Here is a 24,053-nt window from a genome sequence, read left to right as displayed (position 1 = left end):
ACACCTCACTATTTGACGCGACGGAAGCGTCGACGACCGGTCTCTGAGGGGGAAGCCGGCGTCACGCGAGGGGGTGCGTCCGCTCCGCGGAGCAGTACTCACCCCTGCCCTGGGAGGGGACAGCACCGCATGAAGCGGACCATACGCACGACCTTGCTCACGACGGGCGCGCTCATAGCGGCCCTCGGTGTTCCGGCCACGGCGGCGCACGCCGACCCCGCTCCCCGCGTCGACCTGCGGGTGCTGGTCGTGAGCGACGGCGGCCCGTCCACCGACGCGATCGCGGCGGAGCTGGAAGCCGCCGGAACTCCGTATACGGAGATCGACCTCACGCGCTCCGACCGGCCCGTGATCGACGCCGGTTATCTCGCCGACACGGTGGACGGCCGGGACCGGGCCCGCTTCCAGGCCGTCGTCCTGCCCAACGACAACCCTTTCCCGGCGAACTCCGCCGAGATGGCCGCGCTCGTCGCGTACGAGAAGGCCTACGACATCCCGCAGGTGGACGCGTACACGTACGCCCGCCCCGAGGCAGGACTGCAGTACCCGGTGTACGGCGGTTACTCCGGCAGCGTCGACGGGGTGCGGGCCCAGGTGACCGACGCCGGCCGCTCCGGGCCGTTCGGCTACCTCGACGGGCCGGTGCCGTTCGAGGACAACTCGCCGACCGTGGGTGAGAGTTACGCGTACCTGTCGACGCCGACCGCCGGTGCCGACTTCACCACGTACGTCGACGCGCCGATCCCGGGGTCGGCCAAGCGGGGCTCGCTGGTGGGCGAGTACCGGCACGACGGACGGCGCGAACTCGTCGTCACGTTCGTCTACAACCAGTACCAGCAGCAGTTCCGGCTGCTGGCCCGCGGCATCGTCGAGTGGATGACCGGCGGGGTCCACCTCGGCGCCTCCCGCAACTACTTCGCGGTGCACGTCGACGACGTCTTCGCGGCCGACGACCGCTGGAACTCCACGCTGAACTGCACCCCCGGCGACGTGGACTGCACGGACCCGAACGCCACCCCCGACCCGATCCGGATGACGGCCGCGGACGTCGACCACGCCGTCGCCTGGCAGCGCGAACGCGGCTTCACCCTGGACTTCGCCTACAACGGCGCCGGCAGCGTCGACCACCGCGAGGACAACGGCGGCGCCGACCCGCTCGCCGACAGGCTCGTCGCCCGGCGAGGCGAGTTCCGCTGGATCAACCACACCTACACCCACGCCTTCCTCGGCTGTGAGCAGGACACGACGGTGGTGCCCTGGCGGTGCGCCACCAACGCGGACGGCAGCACCAAGTGGGTCAGCCGGAACGACGTCTCCGACGAGATCGCCCACAACCGCGTGTGGGGCGAGCTCGCCGGACTGCCGCTGGACGACGACGAGCTGGTCACCGGCGAGCACTCCGGGCTGCGGGTGCTGCCCCAGCAGACCGCGGACAACCCCAACCTGGCGCTCGCCCTGGCCGACAACGGCATCACCTGGCTGGCCTCGGACAACTCCCGCGAGCCCGACCAGCGGCGGGTCGGCCCCGCCACCACGGTCCCCCGCTACCCGATGAACATCTTCTACAACGCGGGCCGGGCGGCCGAGCAGGTCGACGAGTACAACTGGATCTACACCAGCCGCGCGCAGGGCGGCAGCGGCATCTGCGAGGACAACCCGGCGACCACCACCTGCCTGCCGGCCCCCCTCGACCTCACCACCGGCTACCAGGAGCACATCGTGCCGCTGGAGCGGCGGATCGCCCTCGGTCACGTCCTCGCCAACGACCCCAAGCCGCACTTCATCCACCAGTCCAACCTCGCCGAGGACCGCATCGCCTACCCGGTCCTCGACGGCGTACTGGACACCTACGCCACGCTGTTCGCGGAGAACACCCCCGTGGTCAACCCGCGGATGAAGGACATCGGCGTCGAGCTCCAGCGGCGCGCCGCGTGGCGGGCCGCCGTACGGGACGGCCAGGTCACCGCCTACCGCGTCGGCGACACCGTCACCGTCGAGGCCCCGGACGGCGTGGCCGTCCCCGCGACCGTGCCCGACGGCACCACCCGGGCCGGCGCCGCGTTCGGCGAGGCCTACGCGGGCGAGCGGTCCGGGTGGACGGCCGCGTCGGCCGCACCGCTCACCCTCACCCTGCCGGCGTCCGCCGCCTCCTCCACGGCCCCCGGCGCGGACGGCTCCACCCCGGCCACCGGCCCGGCGCCGGCAACCAGAGTGCCCGCGGGCGTGACCGACCCGGTCTCCCCCGGCACGGGGAGCTGACCGGCGTACCGGCAGTGAGGTCCCGGCCGCGCGCCCCGCGGCCGGGACCGGCACCCCCTCCCCACACCTCGGCCGTGGAGCACATCGATGCACGTTCACCACGGCGCGCGACGCTCCGGCGCTCCGCGCGTCACCCTGCTCACCGAAGGCACCTATCCGCACAGTCACGGCGGTGTGAGCGTCTGGTGCGACCAGCTCGTCACCGGCATGCCCGACATCGACTTCGACGTCATCGCCGTGACCGGCACCGGCCGCGAGCCCGTCGTGTGGGACCTGCCCGGCCATGTCTCCGGCGTCCTGTCCGTGCCCATGTGGGGCACCGCCCCGCCGGGCCGCCCGCCCCGGGGCCGCTCCCGCAGGCGGCTCGCCGGCGCCTACGAGCGGTTCCTGACCGCGCTGGTCGACCCGCGCGCCGAGGACGGCTTCGCGCCCGCCTTGCACACCCTGGCGCGGGCGGCGGCGGACGGAGAGCTCAGCCCTTTCCTGCGGGGCGACACCGCGATCAGGGCCCTGACCGCCGTATGGACGCGTCCCGGGCTGGCCGTGCGTGAGGCGCGGCCGACGCTGCACGACGCGCTCACCGTGACCGCCCTCCTCGAACACGCCCTGCGCCCGCTGGCCGCGCCGCCGCCCGAGAACGGGGTCGCGCACGCCGTCAGCGGCGGTGTCGCCGTCCTGCCGGGGCTGGCCGCGCTCGAACGGCACGGGGTTCCGCTGCTGCTCACCGAGCACGGCGTCTACCTGCGCGAGCGGTACCTCGGCTACCGCACCGCGCCGTACCGCTGGCCGGTGAAGGCGGTGATCCTGGGCTTCTTCCGGCTGCTGGCGGAGGAGACCTACCGGCGGGCCGCGCTGATCACCCCCGGCAACCGCTACAACCGGCTGTGGGAGGAGCAGGGCGGTGCCGATCCGGCGTCGATCCGCACGGTCTACAACGGCGTGGACCCCGCCGCCTTCCCGCCGGCCGGGCCGGAGCCGGAGGCCCTCACCCTCAGCTGGGCGGGCCGGGTCGACCCGATAAAGGACCTGGAGACCCTGATCCGCGCCTTCGCCCTCGTCCGGGACCGGCTGCCCGACGTGCGGCTGCGGCTGTTCGGCGGGACGCCCCGGGGCGGGGAGGCGTACCGGGAGCGCTGTGAGGCCCTGGCCGCCGAGCTGGGGCACGCCGACGCGGTGACGTTCGAGGGCCGCGTCGACGACATCAAGGACGCCTACGCGGCCGGGAACGTGGTGATGCTGTCGAGCATCAGCGAGGGTTTCCCGTTCACGCTGATAGAGGCGATGTCGTGCGGACGGGCGACCGTCTCCACGGATGTGGGGGGCGTGCGGGAGGCCGTCGGCGACACCGGTCTCGTGGTGCCGCCGCGCGATCCGGCCGCGATGGCCGCCGCCGCGCTGGAGCTGCTGGGCGATCCCGCCCGGCGCCGGGCGATGGGCGAGGCGGCCCGGCTGCGGGTGATCGAGCAGTTCACACTGCGGCAGACCATCGACACGTTCCGCGCCATATACCACGAACTGTCCACGGGCGGACGGGAGTCGACCGGCCGGATCGTCCTGCCCGCCCCGGCGGTCACCGGCACGGAAAGCCTCACCGGATGAGCGGGCCGATGTCCCTCGAACCCGGCGGCGCCGAGCAGGACACGCTGGCGCTGCGGCTGGCCACGCCCCGCCCGGCGCGCCGCCGCCCCCGCTGGGCCCTGGACGACACCACGCTCGCGATCCGGCTGCCCCGGCGGGGTCCCGACGAGGAGGCGGTCAGCGAGCTCGCCGCCGAACTCGCCGACCGGATCGGACCCGCCGTCCACCCCTACGAGGTGGCCGCGCTGCTGGAGGCGGAGGGCCTGTCCGCCTCCCTGATCAAGGAGCGGTACGGCCATCCGAACCTGTTCTCGCTGGCGTCCGCGCTGTACGCGAGGGCGCCCCGGACCTTTCCCGAGCCGCCCGCAGCGGCCGACCCCTGGCGGCCCGACACGATGCGCTGCCTGCTGCGCGGAATCCTGTTCGCGCTGCCCGCGCTGGCCTATCTGCTCACCGCCCCGCTGTGGCGCGTCGACCGGCACGCGCCCGTCCTGATCGTGGCGGGCGTCGTCTCCTGGGCGTGGGGGCAGGCGCTGGGCCACCGGGCGCACCTGCGGCTGGTGGCGGGACGCCGGGAGGCCGCCGGCACCCTGCTGTCCGGGTCCCTGCTGGGCGCGGCGGTGGCCACGGGGCTCGCCGCGGTGCCCGCCGGGGGCGGCCCGGTCACCATGGTGGCGGCCGCCCAGTCGCTGTATCTGGCGGCGGCGGGCGTGTTGCTGGTCCTGGGCCGGGAGCGGCTGCTGCTGGCCGCGCTCAGCCCGTTGATCGCGGGCGCCGCGCCGCTGCCGTGGTGGGAGCCCGGCCCTGTGCCGCGGGTGGGCCTGCCCTTGCTGGCGCTGCTGGCGACGCTCGCCGCCGCCGGCGCGGTCCTGCGGGCGGGACTGGCCGGCCCGGCCGCTGCCGACGGGCCCCGGCCGCGGCCGGTCTCGTCGCTGCCCTACGGCCTGTTCGGACTGGCCGCTGCGGTCCTCGTGATGCTGGAGGGCCGGCGGCACCCGTACGCGGTGATCGCGCTCACGCTGAGCATGGGCCCGGCCGAGTGGCTGCTGTACCGCTTTCGCGGCTGGTCGGTCGCCGCGCTGCGGGTCAGCGCGACGCCCGCGGGCTTCCTGCTCCGCTCGGCCGCCGTCCTCGGTCTGTGCCTGTCCGGGTATCTGCTGCTGTTGCTGCCCGCGGCGCTGCTCACCGGCGCCGGCCCGGCCGCGCTGCTGCCGCTCGCGGCGGCCCTGTGGACCGCCCTGCTCCTCCAGGCGTTCGGCGTGGCCTGGCCGCCGGCCGTGATCTGCCTGCTCGCCGCCGGCGGTGCCGGCGCGGTCACCTGGCTGGACCTGCCGCCGGGCCCGGCCGTGCTGCCGCTCGTCTGCGCCGTGGCCGCGGCCGGTCTCGCGGCCTGCGCGATCCATCTGCTCGGCAGGCCCTCCCCGCACGCCTGACGAGCCCGTCCCCGCTCCTCGAAGCGACCCGCGGCACCGCCGCCGTCCAACCGACGAAAGGATCCCCAGAGTTGACCTCCGCACCGCTCGCCGCCGTCACCGGAGCCGAAGGGTTCATCGGCTCGCACCTCACCGAGGCGCTCGTCGCCTCCGGCCATCGGGTGAGGGCCATGGCCCAGTACAACTCGTTCTCCTCCTACGGCTGGCTGGAGACCCTGCCCGCCGACGTCCTCGACCACGTGGAGATCGTCCTCGGCGACGTCCGCGACCCGGGCTCGGTGCGCGGCCTGCTCGACGGCGCCGACTGCGCCTACCACCTGGCCGCGCTCATCGCCATCCCGTACTCCTACCAGGCCCCGCACAGCTATGTGGACACCAACGTCACGGGCACCCTGAACGTGCTGGAGGCGGTGCGCGCGCTGGGCACGCCGCGCCTGGTGCACACCTCGACCAGCGAGACGTACGGCACCGCGCAGACCGTACCGATCACCGAGGACCACCCCATCAACACCCAGTCGCCGTACGCCGCCTCGAAGGCGGGCGGCGACCGGCTGGCCGACAGCTACCACGCCAGTTTCGGCACGCCCGTGGTGACGCTGCGGCCGTTCAACACCTTCGGCCCGCGGCAGTCGATGCGCGCGGTGATCCCCACCGTCATCGGCCAGGTCGCGGCCGGGCAGCGCACCATCACCCTCGGCGACCTGCGCCCCACCCGGGACTTCACCTTCGTCCGGGACACCGCGCGGGCGTTCCTCGCGGTGGGCACCGCGCCGGCGGAGCAGGTGGTCGGCCGTACGTTCAACGCGGGGACCGGCGGGGAGATCTCCGTCGGCGACCTGGTCGCGCTGATCGGCAAGGTCATGGACGCCCCGCTCGACGTCCGCGAGGACTCGGAGCGTCTGCGGCCCGCGAACTCCGAGGTGATGCGGCTCGTCGCCGACGCGACGCGGCTGACGGCGGCGACCGGCTGGCGGCCCCGCCACACGCTGGAGGAAGGGCTCGCGCGGACCGCGGAGTGGTTCGTCGACCCGGCGAACCTGGCCCGCTACAAGACCGGCATCTACAACATCTGACCCGACCGGCAGCAACCGCAGGAGGTATGCCATGCACGCAGTGATCCTGGCCGGAGGTAAGGGCGTCCGGCTGCGGCCGTACACCACCGCGCTGCCCAAGCCGCTCGTCCCCATCGGCGACCAGCACGCCATCCTCGACATCGTGCTGCGCCAGCTGTCGACGGCCGGTTTCACCCACTGCACCATCGCCATAGGCCATCTGGGCGAGATCATCCGCGCCTACGTCGGTGACGGCGCGCAGTGGGGCGTGAGCGTCGACTACGCCGTCGAGGAGAGCCCGCTCGGCACCATGGGCCCGCTGCTCACCCTCCGCGAGCGGCTGCCGGAGCACTTCCTGGTGATGAACGGCGACGTGCTCACCGACCTCGACTACGCCGACGTGCTGCGGCGGCACGAGGCGTCGGGCGCGCCGCTGACCATCGCCACCTACGCCCGCAAGGTGCACATCGACTTCGGGGTGCTCACCACGGACGCGAGCCGGGTGGTCGCCTTCACCGAGAAGCCCAGCATCGACTACCGGGTGTCCATGGGCGTCTACGGCGTCTCGCGGGCCACCCTCGCCGACTACACGCCGGGGCTGCCGCTGGGCTTCGACGAGCTGGTGCTGGACCTGCTCGCGGCGCAGCGGCCGCCGCACGCCTACGAGTTCGACGGCTACTGGCTGGACATCGGCCGCCCCGACGACTACGACCGGGCCAACGCGGAGTTCACCAGCCGCAAGTCACTTCTGCTCAAGGGAGCCTGAGCACGTATGCGCATCCTGGTTCTCGGCGCCACCGGCTACCTGGGCGGGCACGTCGTGGCGGGGCTGCGTGCCCTGCCGGACACGCGGGTGCTCGTCGCCGGCCGCTCCCCCGGCGCCGACGTCGCCGTCGACCTCGCGGCCGACCGACCGCGGGACCTGGCGCGGGCGCTGGAATCGGCCGCGCCGGACGCCGTCGTCAACTGCGCGGGCGCGACCGGCGGTGACGCGGTCACCCTCGCGGAGGTGAACGCCCGTGGCCCGGCCGTGCTGTGCGCGGCGCTGCGGGAGGCGGCCCCCGCGGCGCGCCTGGTCCATTTGGGCTCGGCCGCCGAGTACGGCCCCGGCACACCGGGTGAACGGGTGCCGGAGTCGGCGCCGACCCGTCCGGCGGGCCCGTACGGTGCGACGAAGCTGGCGGGCACGGTGGCGGTGACCGCGTCGGGGCTGGACGCGGTGGTGCTGCGGGTGGGGAACCCGGTCGGTCCGGGAGCCCCGCCCACCGGGCTGCCCGGCCGGGTCGCCGCGCTGCTCGCGGACGCCGGGGACGATCCGGACGCGGTGCTGCGGCTCGGTGACCTGTCCGCGCACCGCGACTTCGTCGACGTACGCGACGTGGCGGAGGCGGCCCGGCTCGCGGCCACCGCCGCCGGGCCGCTCCCGCCGGTGCTCAACATCGGCGGCGGCGCCGCGGTGCCGGTGCGTGAGCTGGTGCGGGCGCTGGCGGGCGTGGCGGGTTTCCGGGGCCGGATCGTCGAGGCGGGCGGGGGCGGGTCCGCGCGGTCGGCGCAGGTGTCGTGGCAGTGTTCCGACATCACCGCCGCGGGTGACGCCCTCGGCTGGCGGCCGTCCCACTCGCTCGACGCGTCGGTGGCGGCGCTGTGGGCGGCGGCGGCCGCCCCGGCCCGCGCCGCCGAAGGGGTACCGTCGTCGTGAGCCTGCTGATCCCGCTGTACGTCCATCCCGCCGAGGATCCCGCGGCGTGGCACCGGCTCATCACCTGCGCGGCGCGGACCTACGGCGTCGTGCTGAACCCCGCGAACGGGCCGGGCGAGGCCCCGGATCCGGCGTTCGTCGCCGCGGCGGGGGCGCTGCGCGCGGCGGGCGCCCGGCTGCTCGGCTACGTCGACACGGACTACGGGGCGCGCGACGCGGTGCGGATCACCGCCGATCTGCGCCGGCACCAGGAGTGGTACGGCGTGGACGGCTGCTTCCTCGACCAGGTGACCGCGGCGCCGCACGGGTTGCCGGCCTGTCGTCGGCTGGTGCGTTCCGTCCGCCGGCTCGGTGTCTCGACCGTGGTCCTCAACCCGGGCGTCCATCCCGCTCCGGGCTATGCGCGGCTCGCCGACCTGACCGTCACGTTCGAGGGTCCCTGGTCCACGTACGTGTCGACGTTCAGCCGCCCGTCGTGGACCGCGCGGCAGCCGCCCGAGCGGTTCTGCCACCTCGTGTACGGGGTGCCCGAGCCGCTCGTGCCGCTCGCCGTGCGCACCGCGAGCGAGCGGGGCGCGGGGGTGTGCGGGCCGGTGACGGGAGAGCCGCCGAACCCGTGGTCGCGGCTGACGCCCGCGCTGGCCGAGGCCGAGCGGTGAGGCGGCTCGTCCCGGCCGTCGTCGCCCTGGTGCTGCTCGCCGTCCTCGCCGCGTGCTCGGGTGGCGACGACGGCGGTGACGGTGGTGACGGCGCTGGCCGCGCGGCCGGACCCGTCTGGCAGCCGAGTCCGGGGCTGGCCTGGCAGTGGCAGCTCGACGGCAGGGTCGACCCGTCCGTCGACGTGCCCGTCTACGACATCGACGGCTTCGAGAACTCCGCCGCCGACGTGGCCCGCCTGCACCGGGACGGCCGCAAGGTGATCTGTTACGTCAACGTCGGTGCCTGGGAGGACTTCCGGCCCGACCGGGACGACTTCCCCCGTTCGGTGCTGGGCGAGCCCAACGGCTGGCGCGGCGAACGCTGGCTGGACATCCGCCGGCTGTCGGTGCTGCGTCCCATCATGGAACGCCGGTTCGACATGTGCCGGGAGAAGGGCTTCGACGCGGTGGAACCGGACCTCGTCGAGGGCTACGGCAACGACACCGGCTTCCCGCTCACGGCCCGCGACCAGCTCCGGTACAACCGGATGATCGCGGACATCGCGCACGAGCGGGGTCTGGCCGTGGGCCTCAAGAACGACCTGGCGCAGATTCCGCAGCTGCTGGACGACTTCGACTTCGCGGTCAACGAGGAGTGCGCCCAGTACGGCGAATGCGCGCTCCTCGAGCCGTTCGTCGCGGCGGGCAAGGCGGTCTTCCACGTCGAGTACGCGGAGCCGCCGGCCCGTTTCTGCCCGGTGGCCCGGGAACTGCGGTTGTCGTCGATGCTCAAGAAGCCGGAGCTGGACGTCTGGCGCAAGCCGTGCTGACCGGCCCGGCACCCCGGTCAGCTCACCGCCCGCTTCACCAGCGCGCCGATCCGCGCCTCGTCGGCGGCGGTCAGCTCCCGCAGGGCGTAGGAGGCCGGCCACATGGCGCCGTCGTCGAGGTTCGCCTGGTCGCTGAAGCCGAGCGTCGCGTACCGGCTCTTGAACTTCTGCGCGCTCTGGAAGAAGCAGACGACCTTGCCCTCCTTGGCGTAGGCAGGCATGCCGTACCAGAGCTTCGGCCTGAGGTCCGGGGCGCTCGCCTTCACCACGGCGTGCAGCCGTTCGGCCATGGTGCGGTCCGCCTCCTCCATCTCGGCGATCTTGGCCAGCACCGCGGCCTCGTCCTCCGCCGCCTTGTCGGCGCGCGAGCCACGGCGGGCGGAGGCCTTCATCTCCTTGGCGCGCTCCTTCATCGCGGCGCGCTCCTCGTCGGTGAATGCCTGGAAGGACTTGTCGTCGGTGGTGGCGGTCCGGTTCTTCACAGCGGGTCTCCTGACGGTCTGCGGATGGTCGAGTGTGTGGAGGCGCGGGGGTTCAGCCCCAGGCGCCGGCGATCTGACGGGTCGTGGCGTTGAGCCGGTTGAACAGGTTGGTGACGCCGATCATCAGGACGATCGAGGCGAGCTGCTTCTCGTCGAAGTAGGTGGCGGCGGTGTCCCAGACCTCGTCGCTCACCGCGTCGGGACGGTCGGCGAGCCGCGTCGCGGCCTCGGCCAGCGTGAGCGCCGCCCGCTCCTCCTCGGTGAAGTACGGGGCCTCCCGCCAGGCGGCGACCGTGGCCAGCCGCTCGTCGCTCACTCCGGCCTTGCGGGCCGTCTTCGCGCCGCCGTCGACGCAGGCGCTGCAACCGTTGATCTGGCTGACCCGAAGGTGCACCAGCTCCAGCGTCTGCGCGTCCACGCCGCCGGAGTGCGCGGCCTTGAGGAGCTGCTGGATGGGCTGCATCGCGTCGGGCAGGACGACGGCGGGGTTCTGCATACGGGACTGCATGGTGTCGGTACCTCTTTCGGTCGGTGCCCCGTTCCCTCGGGGCGTGACTCCATGACAGCCGAGCCGGCGTGCCGCGACCACGGCGATGGGACACCGTGGGACAGCCGAAACAGCCTTGACCAGCGGCGACTTGGCTGGCAAGACTTCTGCCGCGACGGGACGGAAAAGCGGGGGAACAGTGGACGACGTGCAGGGACGGGCGGCGCAGGCCGGCCCGCAGGACGAGCTGGCGGCGCGGCTGCGTCTGCTCCAGGAACTGTCGGGGCTCGGCGTACGGGCGCTGGCGCGGGACACCGGCCTCAGTTCGTCGTCGCTGTCGCGCTACCTCAACGGGCAGACCGTGCCGCCCTGGCCCGCCGTGGTCGCCCTGTGCCGTCTCGTCAAGCGTGACCCGCGCCCGCTGCGGCCGCTGTGGGAACGCACCTCGAACCCGTTGCCGGCGCCGCCGCGGAGCAGCCGCCAGGCCCGGCCGGTGCCGCGCAACGACCTGCCGCGTGACGTGCCCGACTTCACCGGGCGCGAGGAGCGGCTGGCCGCCGTGTTCGCCGCGATCGAAAGCCACCGCGCCGTCTCCGTCGACGGGATGGCGGGCGTCGGCAAGACCTGTCTCGCGGTGCACGCCGCGCACCGGCTCGCCGCCGACTTCCCGGACGCCCAGCTCTACGTGGATCTGCACGGGTTCACCGAGGGCCGGCCCCCGCTCGACCCGGACGCCGCGCTGCGGATGCTGCTCGGCGCGCTCGACGTCCCGTCCGAGCGGGTGCCGCAGGAGGGCGGCGAGCCGCTGGCCGCGTGCTGGCGGGCGGAACTGGCCCGCCGGCGGGTCGTCGTGGTGCTCGACAACGCCGCCGACGCCGGCCAGGTGCGTCCGCTGCTTCCCGGCGCCGGCCCTTCCGTCGCCCTGATCACCAGCCGCAACCGGCTCGTCGGGCTGGACGAGGTGCCCCCGGTGTCGCTGGACGTGCTGACCGAGCAGGAGAGCGCGGAGCTGCTGGCCCGGGCCAGCGGTGACTCCGGCGGCCCCGACGGCAGGCTCGGCCGCGACCCGCGGTCCGCCGCCGAGGTGCTGCGGCTGTGCGGCCGGCTGCCGCTGGCCCTGCGGCTGGCGGCGGCTCGGCTGCGGCACCGGCCGGGCTGGACGGTGGGCGTCCTCGTCGAGCGGATGGCCGAGGGCGCGAGCGAGTTCGACACCGCGTTCGCCATGTCGGTGCGGCAGCTGAACCGGTCGCAGGCCCGGCTGTTCCGGATGCTGGGTCTGCTGCCCGGGGCGTCCTTCGACGAGTACGTGGTCGCGGCGCTGGCGGACGTACCGCTGCGCGATGCCCGGGCGATGCTGGAGGACCTGCTCGACGCGCATCTCGTCCAGCAGCCGACGGCGGACCGCTACCGGCTGCACGACCTGGTGCACCAGCACGCGCGCCGGACCTCGGCGGAACAGGACCCGGCGGCCGAGCGGGAGCGGGCACTGCGCCGGGTGCTCGACTACTACGTGCACGCGGCGGCCGCCGCCGACGCCGCGATGCCGTTCGTGTCGACGGGCCGGCCGCCCTCCGCCGGACTGCCGCCGGCCGCGCTGCCGCGGTTCCGGGACAAGAACACGGCCTTCGCGTGGTTCACCAGGGAATACGGCAACCTGATCGCCGCTTTCGAGACGGCCGCCGCCGTGGGCGCGGACGAGCATGTGTGCGAGCTGCCGCGTTTTCTGCGGGCGTACTTCGCGCGGCGCTGCGGCACGACGCATCTCAACGTCCTCTTCGAGCGGTCGCTGGCCGCCGCCGAGCGTCTGGGTGATCCGCTGCGCCTGGCCGAGGCCCACAGCGACCTGGGTTTCGCGCGGTACAACGCGGGCCGGATGGCGGAGGCCACCGCCGCGTACGAGGCGGCCGCCCGCGCGCTGTCCGGGACGCCGGACACTCCGGCGGAGGCCGAACTGGCCATGCGCCGTGGCTATCTGAGCTGGGACGCGGGACACGTGGAGGAGCCCCTGGAGCTCTTCCGGCTGGCGGGCCGGCTGTACGGGAAGGCCGGTTCCCCGGCGGGCGCGGCCCACGCGGCGGCGGCCGAGGCCTGGGCGACGCTGCAGCTGGGGCACCGGGAGGAGGCGGCGCGCCGGGCCCGGGAGGTGCTGGCCGTCCCGCACACCGACCCGGCCTGGCCGCCCGCGCTGACGGCCCGGATCACGCTCGGCGTGGCCATCGCCGGGGAGGAGCCCGACGAGGCGGCGGAACACCTGCGCCGGGCGCTGGCCATCGCCCGCGACGACGGTCACCTCGACAACCAGGCGTGGTGTCTGAACTGCCTGGGCGTGGCGCAGCGGCAGATGGGCCGGTACGAGGAGGCGCTGGCCAGCCACCGGGAGGCGTTCACGCTGCTCGACGAGCTGTTCGAGGAGCACTGGAAGATCCACTACCTGAACGGCTACGCCGAGACGTGCCGGCTCGCGGGCCTGCCCGAGGAGGCCCTGCGGCTGCACCGGGAGGCACTGGAGCTGGCCCCGAGGCTGGGCAACCGGTACGCGGAGGCGCTGGCCCACGAAGGCATCGCGGCGTTGCAGGCGCATGCCTGATCGTCCAACTCGGCGCTGTGGAAGACTGCTTGGCGTGCCTACCTGGATAACCCCGCGCCGTCTGGGCGCCGCCGCCGTCCTGTACGCCGTGTTCGTCGGCGGCTGGTACCTGGGTCAGCCGCTGCCCGGTGTCGGCTGTGACGTCCCGGAGCCGGGTGCCGTGGCCGACGGCCCCGTGACGGTCGGGGAGCCCGGTGACGTCACCGGCGACCTCGACCGCACGTTGACGACGATCGCGACCACCCGGGTCTTCACGATCGAGGCGGTGCGCTGCGACGGCGAGTCCGATCCGCGCCTGCTCGCCTGGCTCACGGGCGACTGGCGCTGACGACGTGGAGGACGCGCCTCGTCACGTCCTCCCACGGCGCCTCAGGCGCTCCCCGAGTGCGCCTGGCACGCCCTCCCCTCTGTCGTCGGCCGCGCCACATGCTTGTTCCCGGGACCGACCGACCTTCGCCCGGGAGCAGCGTCATGACGAGCACGGATCAGCCGCCGGTGGACGAGGGCGGGCGCGCTGCCGGCGCCGTGGCACCGCCCGTGCTGGAGAGCGCCGCCCGCAGCGTCGCCAAGGCCACCCTCGTACCGCTGGACGTGCCGGTCTCCGATCCCGGCCGGGCACTGGCCAAGCGGGGGTTCGTGCGGCAGCTGGGGCTGCGGCCGGGCGAGGTCGCGGCGGCGGGGCGGCTCGGGCGGGTGTCCGAGGACGTCCTGGAGGTGCTGAGCACCTACGAGACGGAGCCCGGTGAGACGGCCCCGCCGGGAGCCGCCCTGGCCGGGGTGGACGTGGCGGAACTGCGCGCCTTCGGCGAGGCGTTGACGACCGTACGGACGAGTGCGGCGGGCGCACGGGCCGCCCGGGTGACCGCCGCCGCGCTCGCCGGGCTGGCCGCCAACACCGCGCGGTCCCCGCTCGGCATGCTCAACCTCGAACGGCTGGAGATGGCTCCCGCGGGCATCGAGCGCGGTGAGCTGATCGCCACCGTTCCGCTGGCGCCGCTGGAGGAGACGGCGGTCGTCGAGAAGGAATGGTCGGTGCAGAGCAAGGAGTTCACCTCGATCGTCACCGACTCGCTGGAGAACGTCAGCGAGACCGGCGTCACGGACAACACGGAGCTGTCCCAGTCGGTCACCTCGCAGCAGCAGCACTCGAACCAGTTCAACGTCACGGGCACGGTGTCCGGCGGCATCCCGGTGATCTCCGGCTCCGCGAGTTCCGGGTTCACCTCCCAGAGCTCCGAGTCCCAGTCGGCGAACGACAGCCGCAAGCACGCGACGGAGCTGACCCGGAAGGCCTCGTCGCGGTCGAAGCAGGAGCACAAGGTCACCATCTCCGTGAAGTCGGTGAGCGGCAGGGAGGAGACGGTCACCCGCAGGCTGCGCAACCCCAGCACCACCGACCCGATCCGGATCGACTACTTCAGCCTGATGCGGAAGTGGCGGGTCCGGCTCTACCGGTACGGGCTGCGGCTCACCTACGACATCGTGATCCCCGAGCCCGGCGCGGCGATGCGCCGGGCGCACCGGGAACTGGAGCAGCTCAGGAACAGGCTCGGCCCCTTCACCTTCAACGTCCCGCACAGCGACATCACCGAGGAGGTGCGGGCCGGCGAGACCCAGCCGCACTACCTGGTGCTCGCGGACGCGTACGGCGCCCAGAACGTGCCGCTGCCGCCCCGCTTCCACGCGCCGAAGACGTTCCGGGCGCACGACGGCGGCCTGCCGAACGACCGTGCCGTCACCAGCCGCACGCTGGATCTGCCGGACGGTCAGGAGGTCGTCGACGTCACCATCGCCGGCCGGATGACCCGGTACAAGGACAAGATGGGCCGCTTCACGATCGAGGGCACGACGCTGCCCTTCGAGGCGTTCTCCAGTGACGAGAAGGCGTTCGACCCGGGTGAGGTGCTGAAACGGGACGGGGACGGCGGCAACTTCCTGGAGGGCGTGACCGGATCGCCGGTCGTGGTGTTCTTCTGGGACGAGGTGTCGGTCCAGTCCATCCAGCTGACCGTCCGGCTGCGGCCGACCGCGGAGGCGTACGCGCAGTGGCGTTCCGACGTGTGGAACGCGCTCTACAACGCCGCCCAGACGCGCTACTTCGTGGAGCAGCAGGACATCGCCGCGCGGATCACCGCTCTGGAGGACCGGCTCGCGGGGGTCGACACGCTGACCCTGCGCCGGGAGGAGAGCGACGAGGTCATGAAGGCGGTGATCCGGTTCATCGCCGGCGTGTCGTACGCGTACATGGACGACACCACGATCGGCGCGTTCGCCGCCGCGAGCGAGGACACCCGGTACGGGATCGGCTTCACCGCGAACAGGCTGGAGCTGACGGAGACCCAGCTGGCGGCCGTCACCGCGCACGAGAACGCCGTACGGTTCGTCAACCAGGCCATCGAGTGGGAGAGCGTCGTCACGTTCCTGTACTCGTACTTCTGGGACACCCCGGACAGCTGGGACTTCGTACGGTCGGTGCAGCACCCGGACCCCACCCGGCAGGCGTTCCTGCGGGCGGGCAGCGCCCGGGTCGTGCTGACCGTGCGCAAGGGCTGGGAGACGCGCTGGCTGCGCTTCGCCGAGAGCGGCTTCACCGACTACGACCACGACCCCGGCGAGCCCTATCTGACCATCGCCCAGGAGATCGCCGCCTACGACGACCGCCACTACCCCGGCATCCCGCCGGCGAACCCGGGCGCGGACACCCACCGGCCCGCCGACGCGGTCGTCACGCGGTCCACGTCCACGGCCGGCCCGAGCCGGCACCCGGTGACGCTCAAGGTGGAGTCCGTCACGGGGTTCCGGGTGGGGGCACGGGTCGTCATCGGGGCCTACGCCGGGCCGGGCACACAGGAGACGCAGACCGTCACGGCGGTCGTCGGCACCGACCGGATCATGGTGCAGCGGCTCGACCACGCGCACGACGGCTCCACCGTCCCGTTCCCCGTCGTGCTGCCCGGCGAGAAGGGCACCGTGATCGCCGAGTGGTACGAGTACACGCCGAACTCGGGTACCGACATCGCCGTCGGCTCCCCGCTGGACGGGATCGCCTGATGACCACGCCCCCCGCGGTGGCGTCGCCGGTCGCGGGGGACGTCTCCCGGACGCTCGCCTACTTCGAGCACGCGGTCGGCCTGGCCAGGGGCACCCGGGAGATCCGCGACCGGGCGAGACCCACCGTGCCGTACGCCGACATGGTGGCGGCGCACGAGATCGCGGTCGAGGTCCGGCAGCGGGTGCGCGCGTGGCACGCCCGGGCGTCCATGACGCGGTGGCCGGCGTTCGTGGCGTTCGGCGCGCAGGGCCTGGTGGACGCCGCGGCGTCGGCGGCGTCCCGGTTCGAGGTCGAGACCCGGCTGCTCGCGGAACGCGGCCGGGAGGGCGGGGAGGTGCCCTCGGCGCGGGGCGGCTGGCCGCCGGTGTGGGTGCGGAGCATGAACGCCGCGCGGGAGCCGCTGGAGATCATCGCCGGGGAGCGGGCCGCGGCGGACGGCGACCTCGCCATCGCCTCCGAGCTGACGTACGAGGAGATCCACGATCATCTCCTCTTCGTCCCCGTGGTCGGGGAGGTCGTGCTGGCGCTGGACGTGATCAGCGGGCGGAACGTGATCAGCTGGCGCCGGCTCAGCGCCACCGAACGGGCGCTCGCCGCGCTCGGGATCGTGCTGGCGCCCGTGCTGGCCGCGGGCGCGCGTGTCGCCCTGCGGGCCACGGTGATCACCCGGCGGGCCGTGCTGCTGGCGCTGGCCGAGCGGGGCGTCTTCGCGCAGATGCCGGCGGCGGCCCGGCGCGGGGTGTCACTGCAGATGGCGATCGGTCTGCGCATCCTGCCGGAGGCGGACTTCGCGCAACTGCTGACCGTGCTGCGGCGCGTCGGGCCGATGACGAAGAAGGAGTACGACTTCGTCAACTTCGTTCTGGCGCGCGTCACTTACCGTTCGAGGCACGCGATGTGGCTGTCCATCGCCCGCAAGCGGATCGGCAGGCTGCGGAAGGGCACGTTCTATCCGCAGCTGTCGACGGCGCACGAGCCGCACGAGCTCGCGGCGATGCAGCGGCTGGCCGACGCGAGCGGTGAGACCGTGGTCGCGCTGCCCACGGTGCTGCCCGAGCACTTCGGGCTGCCCAGGCCACCGGAGATCAAGACGGTCACCTACCCCGACGCGGTCTGGGGGGACGAACTGTGCGAACTGATCCGGGTGGAGGGGAAGACCGCGGAGAACGCGCTCAAGAAGCTCGGGGACAAGGGGCTCCAGGCCAACACGGTGGTGGTCACCGTCCGTGAGGGCGTGTCCTTCACGCTGGCCGACGTCGAGAAGGAGATCCCCCGCCTGTGGGGCAAGCCCGAGCGGGCGTACCTGGACCGGGTCGTGCTGCTGAGCGACACCACGTACAAGGTCATCACCCGCCCCGACCGCTATCTGGTGCCCCTGGTCCACTCGCTCACCCGGGGCACCGTGCCGCACGGCGAGCAACTCGCCGACATCGCCGACGCGGTGTTCGCGGAGCCTGACCCGATCACCGCGCCGAGCCGCTGAGCCGGAGCGGCCTGGAACACCCCGGCTAGGACACGCCGTCGGATGGCCTATCCGGGCTGTTCACCGTCTATCGGATTCTATGGTGCGGAATATGACGAAATGCCATATCGCGTACCTGGCGTGCACCGCGGCGCTCATCGGGGCGGGGGTCGGGGCCGCACCGCCGATCGCCGTCCCCGAGACCCATCTGGTGTTTCCGGGGCAATCGATCCAGAAGGCCGTCGACAAGGCGAAGGCGGGCGACACCGTCCTGGTGACCCCCGGCGTCTACCACGAGAGCGTCACGGTGAACACGCCCCGGCTGAAGCTGCTCGGGATGGGCCGCAGCACGGTGATCAAGCCGAGCCGGGAGAAGGCGGAGGAGCGCAGCTGCGCCGGAAACGGCAACGGCATCTGCGTGGTGGGCGCGAAGGACCGCAAGCTCGAGGGCGTCACCGTCGGCCACCTGACCGTCACCGGCTTCACCAGGGCCGGGATCTTCGCCCTCTCGACGGACCGGCTGACCGTGCGCAACGTGACGTCGGTGAAGAACGGGGTGTGGGGCATCGCCCAGGAGCGCTCTGTGCGCGGCGTGTTCCTCAAAAACACGGCCCGGGAGAACGGCGACGCCGGCCTGTTCCTCGCCAACACGATCAAGGCCGAGGAAGGCGCGGCGGACACCCAGGGCGCGGTGGTCGAGCGCAACCGGCTGGAGGACAACCGGATCGGTCTCACCGTGCGGCGGCTGCGCAACCTCACCGTCGCGGACAACCAGGTGACGGGCAACTGCGCGGGCGTGTTCGTCGTCGGGGACGAGAACAAGCCGCGGGCCGGCGCCCTGACCGTGCGCGACAACCGCATCGTGGCGAACAACAAGTCCTGCCCGAAGACCGAGCGGCTGGACGCGCTGCAGGGCTCCGGCATCGTCCTGACCGGCGCCGAGGACACCCTGGTGACCCGGAACGTGATCAGGGACAACGCCGGCAGCTTCTCGATGTCGGGCGGCATCGTCCTGGTCAAGAGCATGGTGGGCGCGCCCAACGAGCGGAACCGGATCACCGGCAACACGCTGGAGAACAACTCCCCGGCGGACCTCGTCGACGCGGACACCGGCCGGAGCAACACCTTCGAGAGCAACTCCTGCGCGGCCTCCAAGCCCGCCGGACTGTGCTGACCGACCGGCCGAAACGATCCCCTAAACCCCTGTGAGGAAGGAAGGCGGCACATGACGACCGCACAGTCCGCCCCACCGCCGTCCATGCGGCTGAGGGAGCTCGCGTTCGGGGCGGCGTGTGCCGCCGCCCTCCGCGCGGCCGCCCGGCTGGGCGTCGCCGACGCGCTCGGTGACTCCCCGATGCCCGTGGAGGACATCGCGAAGGCGGTGAAGACCGAGCCGCGGCCGCTTCGCCGGCTGCTGCGGGCCCTGTCCTGCTACGGCGTCTTCACCGAGCAGCGGGACGGGACGTTCGCGCACACCGACATGTCCCGGCTGCTGCGCGAGGACGACCCGAACAGCCTGCGCTACATCACCCTGTGGTGCACCGAGCCGTGGACCTGGGACGCGTGGCCGCAGCTGGACGAGGCGGTGCGCACCGGCCGCAACGTCGTCGAGGGCCTGTACGGCAAGGAGTTCTTCACCTACCTCAACGAGGACGCCCCGGAGTCGGCGGACGTCTTCAACCGCGCGATGACGACGTCGAGCATGCAGTCCGCGCGGGACGTCGCGCAGTTCCTCGACCTGTCGGGGAGTTCCTCGGTCGCCGACATCGGAGGCGGTCAGGGGCATGTGGTGGCGAGCCTGCTGGAGAAGTACCCCTCGCTGCACGGGACCCTGCTCGACCTGCCGCGGGTGGTGGAGAACGCCGACCCCCGGCTGCGGGCGGGCGGTGCGCTCGCGGACCGGGTGCGGATCGTGCCCGGCGACTGCAGGCAGGAGGTCCCGGTCCAGGCCGATGTGTACATCATCAAGAACATCCTGGAGTGGGACGACGAGAGCACCTCGCGGACCCTGCGCAACGTCATCGAGACCGGCGGTCCCGGAACGCGGGTGGTGGTGATCGAGAACCTGGTCGACGACACACCCTCGATGCGGTTCAGCACGGCGATGGACCTGCTGCTGCTCCTCAACGTCGGCGGTGCCAAGCACACCACCGACAGCATGATCGCCCGGCTCACCGAGGCGGGCCTGGTGATCGACGACGTGCGGCCGGTCAACCCGTATCTGCACGCGTTCGACTGCACCGTCCCGGGCGGCGCCGCCCGGTGAACGGCGTCCACAGGCCGCCGGCCGCCGCGCACGCGCGTCACGCGTGCCCGGCGGCCGGCGGCGAGCCGGACGGTTCAGCCGGTGGCGTCCCGGTCCCAGCGGTAGAAGCAGTGCGCCATCGCGTCCTTCGGCGAACGCCAGGTCGCCGGGTCGTACGCGGAGACGTACGCCGACAGCCGCTCGCTGATGTCCCTGAACTCGGGGTGTCCCGCCACCTTGGCGATGGCGGGTCCGGGGTCCTGCTCCGACTCGATGAGGTGCAGGTACACATCGCCGAACTGGAACAGGCTGCGCCCCGACACCCCGATGAGGTGCGGGAGTTCGCCTCGGTCCGACTCGGTGAAGATCTTCGCGATGTCGGGGGCCGACCCCGGGGACATGCGGGCGACGATCAGGGCCTGGTGCATCGTGCGGTTCTCCGTCCCACTCAGTCGGTCAGGCTCGGCACGGGCTCGCGCTCGCCGGCGGCCTGCTCGATGCGGTCCCGGATCAGGGCCATCTGGACCTTGGAGTTCCGGTTGATGTTGTCGGTCATCCAGACGTCGTCGACCGGGGCATCCGGCTTCATCTCGAAGTCCTGGGTCCACACCATCCGGGTGCCCTCCGGAACCTCCTCGTACTGCCAGCGGATGTTCATGTACGCGAAGGGTCCGGTCTCGACGCGGCGAGCCGTGACGGACAGCGTGTCACGGTCCGTCTCCCGCTCGGAGACCCAGCTCCACACCTTGCCGTTCTCGTCGGGGTGCATGGTGAGCCGGAAGGTGGTCTTGTTCCCCTCCCGGGACAGGATGTCCGCGGACGCGTACTCGCTGAACAGGTTCGGCCAGTTCGCCACGTCGTTGGTCATGTCCCAGACGAGGTCGACGGGTGCGGCGATCGTGATCTCGTTCTGCGTGTGCCCGGCCATGTCAGGCTCCCGCCGGCAGCGCGCTGTTGACGAGGTCGAGGAACTGCCGGGGCGTCTTGGAACGCTCCGCGTCCGGCGGCATCGGCGTGCCGTAACGATTCTCCAGCTCGCCTACGATGCCCAGCAGACCGAGCGAGTCGATGCCGAAGGCGTCGAACCCGGTGTCCTGCTGCTCGCGCAGGTCATCCGGGGCGACCGTGATTCCGGCGGCCTTCTTCATGAGCTCGGCCAGCTCCTCCGCCGTGATTTCGTGACTCATGCGTATCCTCTCCTTTTGCTAAGTGACGCCTCACCGCGAGGCGTCCGTGGTGCTGTGCCGCAGCACCAGCGCCGAGTTCGACCCCATGAGTCCCCGGCTGAGGACCAGTGCCGTGCGCGGCTCGGCGGCACGCGCGCGGCCGGTCACGAGGTCGAGGTCATGGCAGATGTCGAACACGTTGGGGGTGGGTGGGATGACCCCGTGCTCCATCGCGAGCACCGCCGCCGCCGCGTCCAGCACGGGCGCGGCGCAGTAGCCGCGGCCGATACCGGTCTTCGGCGCCGTGACGGGTACGCGCCCGCCGCGCGGGCCGAGGGCGTCCACGATGGCCAGGGCCTCGGCACGGTCCGCCTCGGGCACGCCCAGGGCGTCGGCGAAGACCACGTCGATCTCCTCCGGGACGCAGCCGGCCTCGTCCATCGCGCCCTTGATCGCCTGGGCCAGCCCCTGCCGGGACCGCTCCCAGTCGGAGGCACCGGTGAACGTCGACGCGTGCCCCGCGACGAAGCCCCGCACCTCGGCGCCCCGCTCCCGGGCCGAGGTCTCGTCCTCCACGACGAGCATGGCGCCGCCCTCCGCCGGCACGAAGCCGCAGGCCCCGGTGGTGAACGGGCGGTAGGCGCGCGCGGGGTCCTCCTCCGTGCTCAGTTCGCGGTAGCCGAGCTGGCAGACCACCGAGTACGGGGCCAGCGGCGCCTCGGTCGACCCGGCCACGATCACATCGGTGCCGCGCCGCACGGCCCGCGCCGCGTGCGCGAGGGCGTCCAGGCCGCCGGCCTCGTCGGCGGCGACCACACCACACGGCCCCTTGAAGCCGCGGCGGATGGAGATCTGGCCGGTGCTGGCGGCGTAGAACCAGGCGATGGACTGGTACGGGCCGACGAAGCGGCTGCCCTTTCCCCAGAGCTGCTGGAGCTCCCGCTGCCCGAACTCGCCGCCGCCGGAACCGGCCGCGGTGACCACACCGACGGAGAACGGCGTGCCGTCGGTGTCGGACCGGGGCAGGCGGGCGTCCTCGAGGGCGAAGTCGGCCGCGGCCATGGCGAAGTGCGTGAACCGGTCGGTCTGCACGAGGAAACGCTCCTCGATCGCCGCCGACGGGTCGAACTCACGGATCTCGCCGGCCACCCGCAGCGGCAGGTTCTCGCATCCGTCGCGGGTGACCCGGTCCAGGACGCTGAGGCCCTCCTTGGTCGACTTCCAGAAGGTCTCGGTACTGGTTCCGTTGGGCGCGACCACGCCGATTCCGGTGACGGCCGCGCGCCGTCGATGTGGTTCGCTCATGGTGTCTTCTCCCTCGGCCGGGTCAGGATCACCGCGGACTGGAAGCCACCGAACCCGCTGCCCACGGAGAGCACGCTGTTCAGTCGTGCCTCGCGGGCGACACGCGGGACGTAGTCCAGGTCGCATTCGGGGTCCGGGGTCTCGTAGTTCGCCGTGGGCGGTATGACCTGGTGGGCCAGGGCCAGCACACAGGCGACGACCTCGATCGACCCGATGGCACCGAGGGAGTGACCCACCATGGACTTGATGGAGCTCATGGGGGTGTCGTACGCGTGCTGCCCGAGAGCCCGCTTTACCGCGGCCGTCTCGTGACGGTCGTTCTGCTGGGTGCCCGACCCGTGCGCGTTGACGTAGTCGATGTCCGTGCCGTCGAGCCGTGCGTGGTCGAGTGCCAGCTCGATGGCCCGGGCCATCTCCAGGCCCTCCCGGGTCAGCCCGGTCATGTGGTAGGCGTTGCCGAAGGTGGCGTAGCCGCCGATCTCGCAGTACACGCGCGCGCCGCGGGCCCGGGCGTGTTCGAGGTCCTCCAGGACCAGTACGGCACCGCCCTCCCCCATGACGAACCCGTCGCGGTCCGCGTCGAAGGGACGCGAGGCGTGGGCGGGGTCGTCGTTGTTGGAGGACGTGGCCTTGATCGCGTCGAAGCACGCCATCGTGATCGGCGAGATCGGCGAGTCGGAGGCGCCGACGATGCACACGTCGGCCCGGCCCTCCTCGATCGTGTGGAAGGCGTACCCGATCGAGTCGAGCCCGGAGGTGCAGCCCGTCGAGACGGTCTGCACGGGTCCGCACGCCCCGAACCGCTCCGCCACCGTCGACGCGAGCGTGCTGGGCGAGAAGGCCCGGTGCAGATGCGGCTCGGCCTCCCGGTGGTCCACGTCCCAGCGCCGGCCGCCATGGCTGACCAGGACGTAGTCGTGCTCCAGCCGGGTGGTGCCGCCGACCGCGGTGCCCAGGGAGACCCCGACCCGCCAGGGGTTCTCCCGGGCGAGGTCGATGCCGGCGTCCCGTACCGCCTCCTCCGCGGCCACCAGGGCGAACTGGATGTACCGGTCGCACCGGTCGACCTGGTCGGCGTCCAGCCCGTGGGCCGCCGGGTCGAAGTCGCACTCGGCGGCGATCCGCGAGCGCAGTCCGGACGGGTCGAAGAAGGTGATGCCCCGCGTCGCGGTACGCCCGTGGGACAGCAGGTCCCAGAACGCCGGTACGCCGATACCGCCCGGGGCGACGATGCCTATGCCGGTGACCGCGACACGCCTGTTCATGACCGCACCTGTCGTTCCGAGACCGGCGCCTCGCCCACGGGAACCGGCTCCGCGGCGACCGCGACCGTCTCGGTTCCCTCGGTGTCGACATGGCCGAGCGGCGGGCTCGGGGCCAGCGGGCCGAGGTGGAAGACGATGCGGGCCTCCACGTTGCCGACGTTGCGGAAGCGGTGCCGTACATAGGCGGGGATCATGAGCCCCTGCTCGGGCTGGAGCGGATGGGGATCTCCGTCGAGGTCCACCTCCAGCTGCCCGCACACCACGTAGACGAACTCCTCCGAGTAGGGGTGGTAGTGCTCGGCGATGCGGTCGCCTGGCTGCACGATGGCCACGCCCATGAAGCCACTCGTGGAGCCGACCGTGGCGGGAGTGAGCATGGCGCGCAGATCGCCGCCGCGCCGGGTGTTGGGCTCGACCTCGCTCAGGTGCACGATGCCGGGATTGGCTTTGGTCACGACTTTCCTCCGATCGGGTGCCGTATCGACACGGCGGCGTGGCCGCTACGGTCCGTGG

Annotated in this window: 22 protein-coding genes; 14 read left to right on the top strand and 8 right to left on the bottom strand. The window is 72.7% G+C overall.

Features of this window, described 5'->3' with window-relative positions:
• Nucleotides 1-129: 129 nt before the first annotated feature.
• From AMK31_RS30530 to AMK31_RS30495, 8 genes are all read left to right on the top strand, one after another.
• Nucleotides 130-2,259: a hypothetical protein gene (locus AMK31_RS30530; RefSeq protein ID WP_073943917.1), complete on the top strand. Its 2,130-nt coding sequence runs from the start codon at nt 130-132 to the stop codon at nt 2,257-2,259.
• A gap of 87 nt (nt 2,260-2,346) precedes the next feature.
• Nucleotides 2,347-3,858 carry a GT4 family glycosyltransferase PelF gene (gene pelF / locus AMK31_RS30525; RefSeq protein WP_073943916.1) on the top strand — a complete coding sequence of 504 codons (1,512 nt, stop codon included), beginning with the start codon at nt 2,347-2,349 and terminating at the stop codon, nt 3,856-3,858.
• Nucleotides 3,855-5,270, top strand: a complete 1,416-nt coding sequence (locus AMK31_RS30520; protein WP_073943915.1) for a hypothetical protein — start codon at nt 3,855-3,857, stop codon at nt 5,268-5,270. Before pelF ends, AMK31_RS30520 begins: the two co-directional genes overlap by 4 nt.
• A 71-nt stretch (nt 5,271-5,341) precedes the next feature.
• A complete protein-coding gene (locus AMK31_RS30515) occupies nt 5,342-6,343 on the top strand; it encodes a GDP-mannose 4,6-dehydratase (protein WP_073943914.1) in 1,002 nt (333 codons plus the stop codon).
• A 31-nt stretch (nt 6,344-6,374) separates the two neighbouring features.
• Nucleotides 6,375-7,088 carry a nucleotidyltransferase family protein gene (locus AMK31_RS30510; protein ID WP_073943913.1) on the top strand — a complete coding sequence of 238 codons (714 nt, stop codon included), beginning with the start codon at nt 6,375-6,377 and terminating at the stop codon, nt 7,086-7,088.
• Between the two features lie 6 nt (nt 7,089-7,094).
• The gene (locus AMK31_RS30505) at nt 7,095-8,021 is read left to right on the top strand and encodes an NAD-dependent epimerase/dehydratase family protein (protein WP_073943912.1); all 927 of its coding nucleotides are present in this window, start codon (nt 7,095-7,097) and stop codon (nt 8,019-8,021) included.
• Entirely contained in the window at nt 8,018-8,680 is a 663-nt protein-coding gene (locus AMK31_RS30500) for a spherulation-specific family 4 protein (RefSeq protein WP_073943969.1), read from the top strand. Before AMK31_RS30505 ends, AMK31_RS30500 begins: the two co-directional genes overlap by 4 nt.
• Nucleotides 8,677-9,489: an endo alpha-1,4 polygalactosaminidase gene (locus AMK31_RS30495; RefSeq protein ID WP_073943911.1), complete on the top strand. Its 813-nt coding sequence runs from the start codon at nt 8,677-8,679 to the stop codon at nt 9,487-9,489. The genes AMK31_RS30500 and AMK31_RS30495 overlap by 4 nt, the downstream gene beginning before the upstream one ends.
• A 17-nt stretch (nt 9,490-9,506) precedes the next feature.
• On the opposite strand, the gene AMK31_RS30490 is transcribed toward AMK31_RS30495, so the two are convergent.
• Together AMK31_RS30490 and AMK31_RS30485 are read right to left on the bottom strand one after the other, a co-directional pair.
• Nucleotides 9,507-9,902: an iron chaperone gene (locus AMK31_RS30490; protein ID WP_079186994.1), complete on the bottom strand. Its 396-nt coding sequence runs from the start codon at nt 9,900-9,902 to the stop codon at nt 9,507-9,509.
• Nucleotides 9,903-10,023: 121 nt separating this feature from the next.
• Nucleotides 10,024-10,479 carry a carboxymuconolactone decarboxylase family protein gene (locus AMK31_RS30485; RefSeq protein ID WP_073943909.1) on the bottom strand — a complete coding sequence of 152 codons (456 nt, stop codon included), beginning with the start codon at nt 10,477-10,479 and terminating at the stop codon, nt 10,024-10,026.
• A gap of 187 nt (nt 10,480-10,666) precedes the next feature.
• Between AMK31_RS30485 and AMK31_RS42190 the strand changes: the two genes are divergently transcribed.
• The 6 genes from AMK31_RS42190 (at nt 10,667) to AMK31_RS30455 (ending at nt 19,825) form a co-directional block, all read left to right on the top strand.
• The gene (locus AMK31_RS42190) at nt 10,667-13,045 is read left to right on the top strand and encodes a tetratricopeptide repeat protein (RefSeq protein ID WP_073943968.1); all 2,379 of its coding nucleotides are present in this window, start codon (nt 10,667-10,669) and stop codon (nt 13,043-13,045) included.
• A gap of 34 nt (nt 13,046-13,079) precedes the next feature.
• On the top strand, nt 13,080-13,373 hold the full coding sequence (locus AMK31_RS30475; RefSeq protein ID WP_241842759.1) for a hypothetical protein: 294 nt from the start codon (nt 13,080-13,082) through the stop codon (nt 13,371-13,373).
• 143 nt (nt 13,374-13,516) lie between these two features.
• Nucleotides 13,517-16,096, top strand: a complete 2,580-nt coding sequence (locus AMK31_RS30470; protein ID WP_198948597.1) for a hypothetical protein — start codon at nt 13,517-13,519, stop codon at nt 16,094-16,096.
• Nucleotides 16,096-17,580, top strand: coding sequence for a pre-toxin TG domain-containing protein (locus AMK31_RS30465; protein WP_073943907.1), 1,485 nt, complete (start codon nt 16,096-16,098; stop codon nt 17,578-17,580). Before AMK31_RS30470 ends, AMK31_RS30465 begins: the two co-directional genes overlap by 1 nt.
• Before the next feature lie 91 nt (nt 17,581-17,671).
• The gene (locus AMK31_RS30460; RefSeq protein ID WP_073943906.1) at nt 17,672-18,733 is read left to right on the top strand and encodes a right-handed parallel beta-helix repeat-containing protein; all 1,062 of its coding nucleotides are present in this window, start codon (nt 17,672-17,674) and stop codon (nt 18,731-18,733) included.
• Between the two features lie 51 nt (nt 18,734-18,784).
• Nucleotides 18,785-19,825, top strand: coding sequence for a methyltransferase (locus AMK31_RS30455; RefSeq protein WP_073943905.1), 1,041 nt, complete (start codon nt 18,785-18,787; stop codon nt 19,823-19,825).
• A gap of 74 nt (nt 19,826-19,899) precedes the next feature.
• Here AMK31_RS30455 and AMK31_RS30450 read toward each other — a convergent pair whose 3' ends face one another.
• From AMK31_RS30450 to AMK31_RS30425, 6 genes are read right to left on the bottom strand one after another with little or no spacing between them, the layout of a single operon-like run.
• Entirely contained in the window at nt 19,900-20,232 is a 333-nt protein-coding gene (locus tag AMK31_RS30450; protein ID WP_073943904.1) for a TcmI family type II polyketide cyclase, read from the bottom strand.
• Between the two features lie 20 nt (nt 20,233-20,252).
• Nucleotides 20,253-20,732, bottom strand: coding sequence for an SRPBCC family protein (locus AMK31_RS30445; protein WP_073943903.1), 480 nt, complete (start codon nt 20,730-20,732; stop codon nt 20,253-20,255).
• Between the two features lies 1 nt (nt 20,733).
• Complete coding sequence (locus tag AMK31_RS30440) at nt 20,734-20,991, bottom strand: acyl carrier protein (RefSeq protein WP_073943902.1); 258 nt, start codon at nt 20,989-20,991, stop codon at nt 20,734-20,736.
• 30 nt (nt 20,992-21,021) lie between these two features.
• Nucleotides 21,022-22,275: a ketosynthase chain-length factor gene (locus AMK31_RS30435; protein WP_073943901.1), complete on the bottom strand. Its 1,254-nt coding sequence runs from the start codon at nt 22,273-22,275 to the stop codon at nt 21,022-21,024.
• A complete protein-coding gene (locus AMK31_RS30430) occupies nt 22,272-23,540 on the bottom strand; it encodes a beta-ketoacyl-[acyl-carrier-protein] synthase family protein (RefSeq protein ID WP_073943900.1) in 1,269 nt (422 codons plus the stop codon). The genes AMK31_RS30435 and AMK31_RS30430 overlap by 4 nt, the downstream gene beginning before the upstream one ends.
• Nucleotides 23,537-23,995 (bottom strand): cupin domain-containing protein, encoded by a 459-nt coding sequence (locus AMK31_RS30425; protein WP_107468767.1) that lies wholly within the window; start codon nt 23,993-23,995, stop codon nt 23,537-23,539. Before AMK31_RS30425 ends, AMK31_RS30430 begins: the two co-directional genes overlap by 4 nt.
• Nucleotides 23,996-24,053 lie beyond the last annotated feature (58 nt).

The sequence above is a fragment of the Streptomyces sp. TSRI0107 genome, assembly GCF_001905845.1.
Classification (GTDB): domain Bacteria; phylum Actinomycetota; class Actinomycetes; order Streptomycetales; family Streptomycetaceae; genus Streptomyces.
This window is presented reverse-complemented; position numbering and strand designations above follow the sequence as displayed.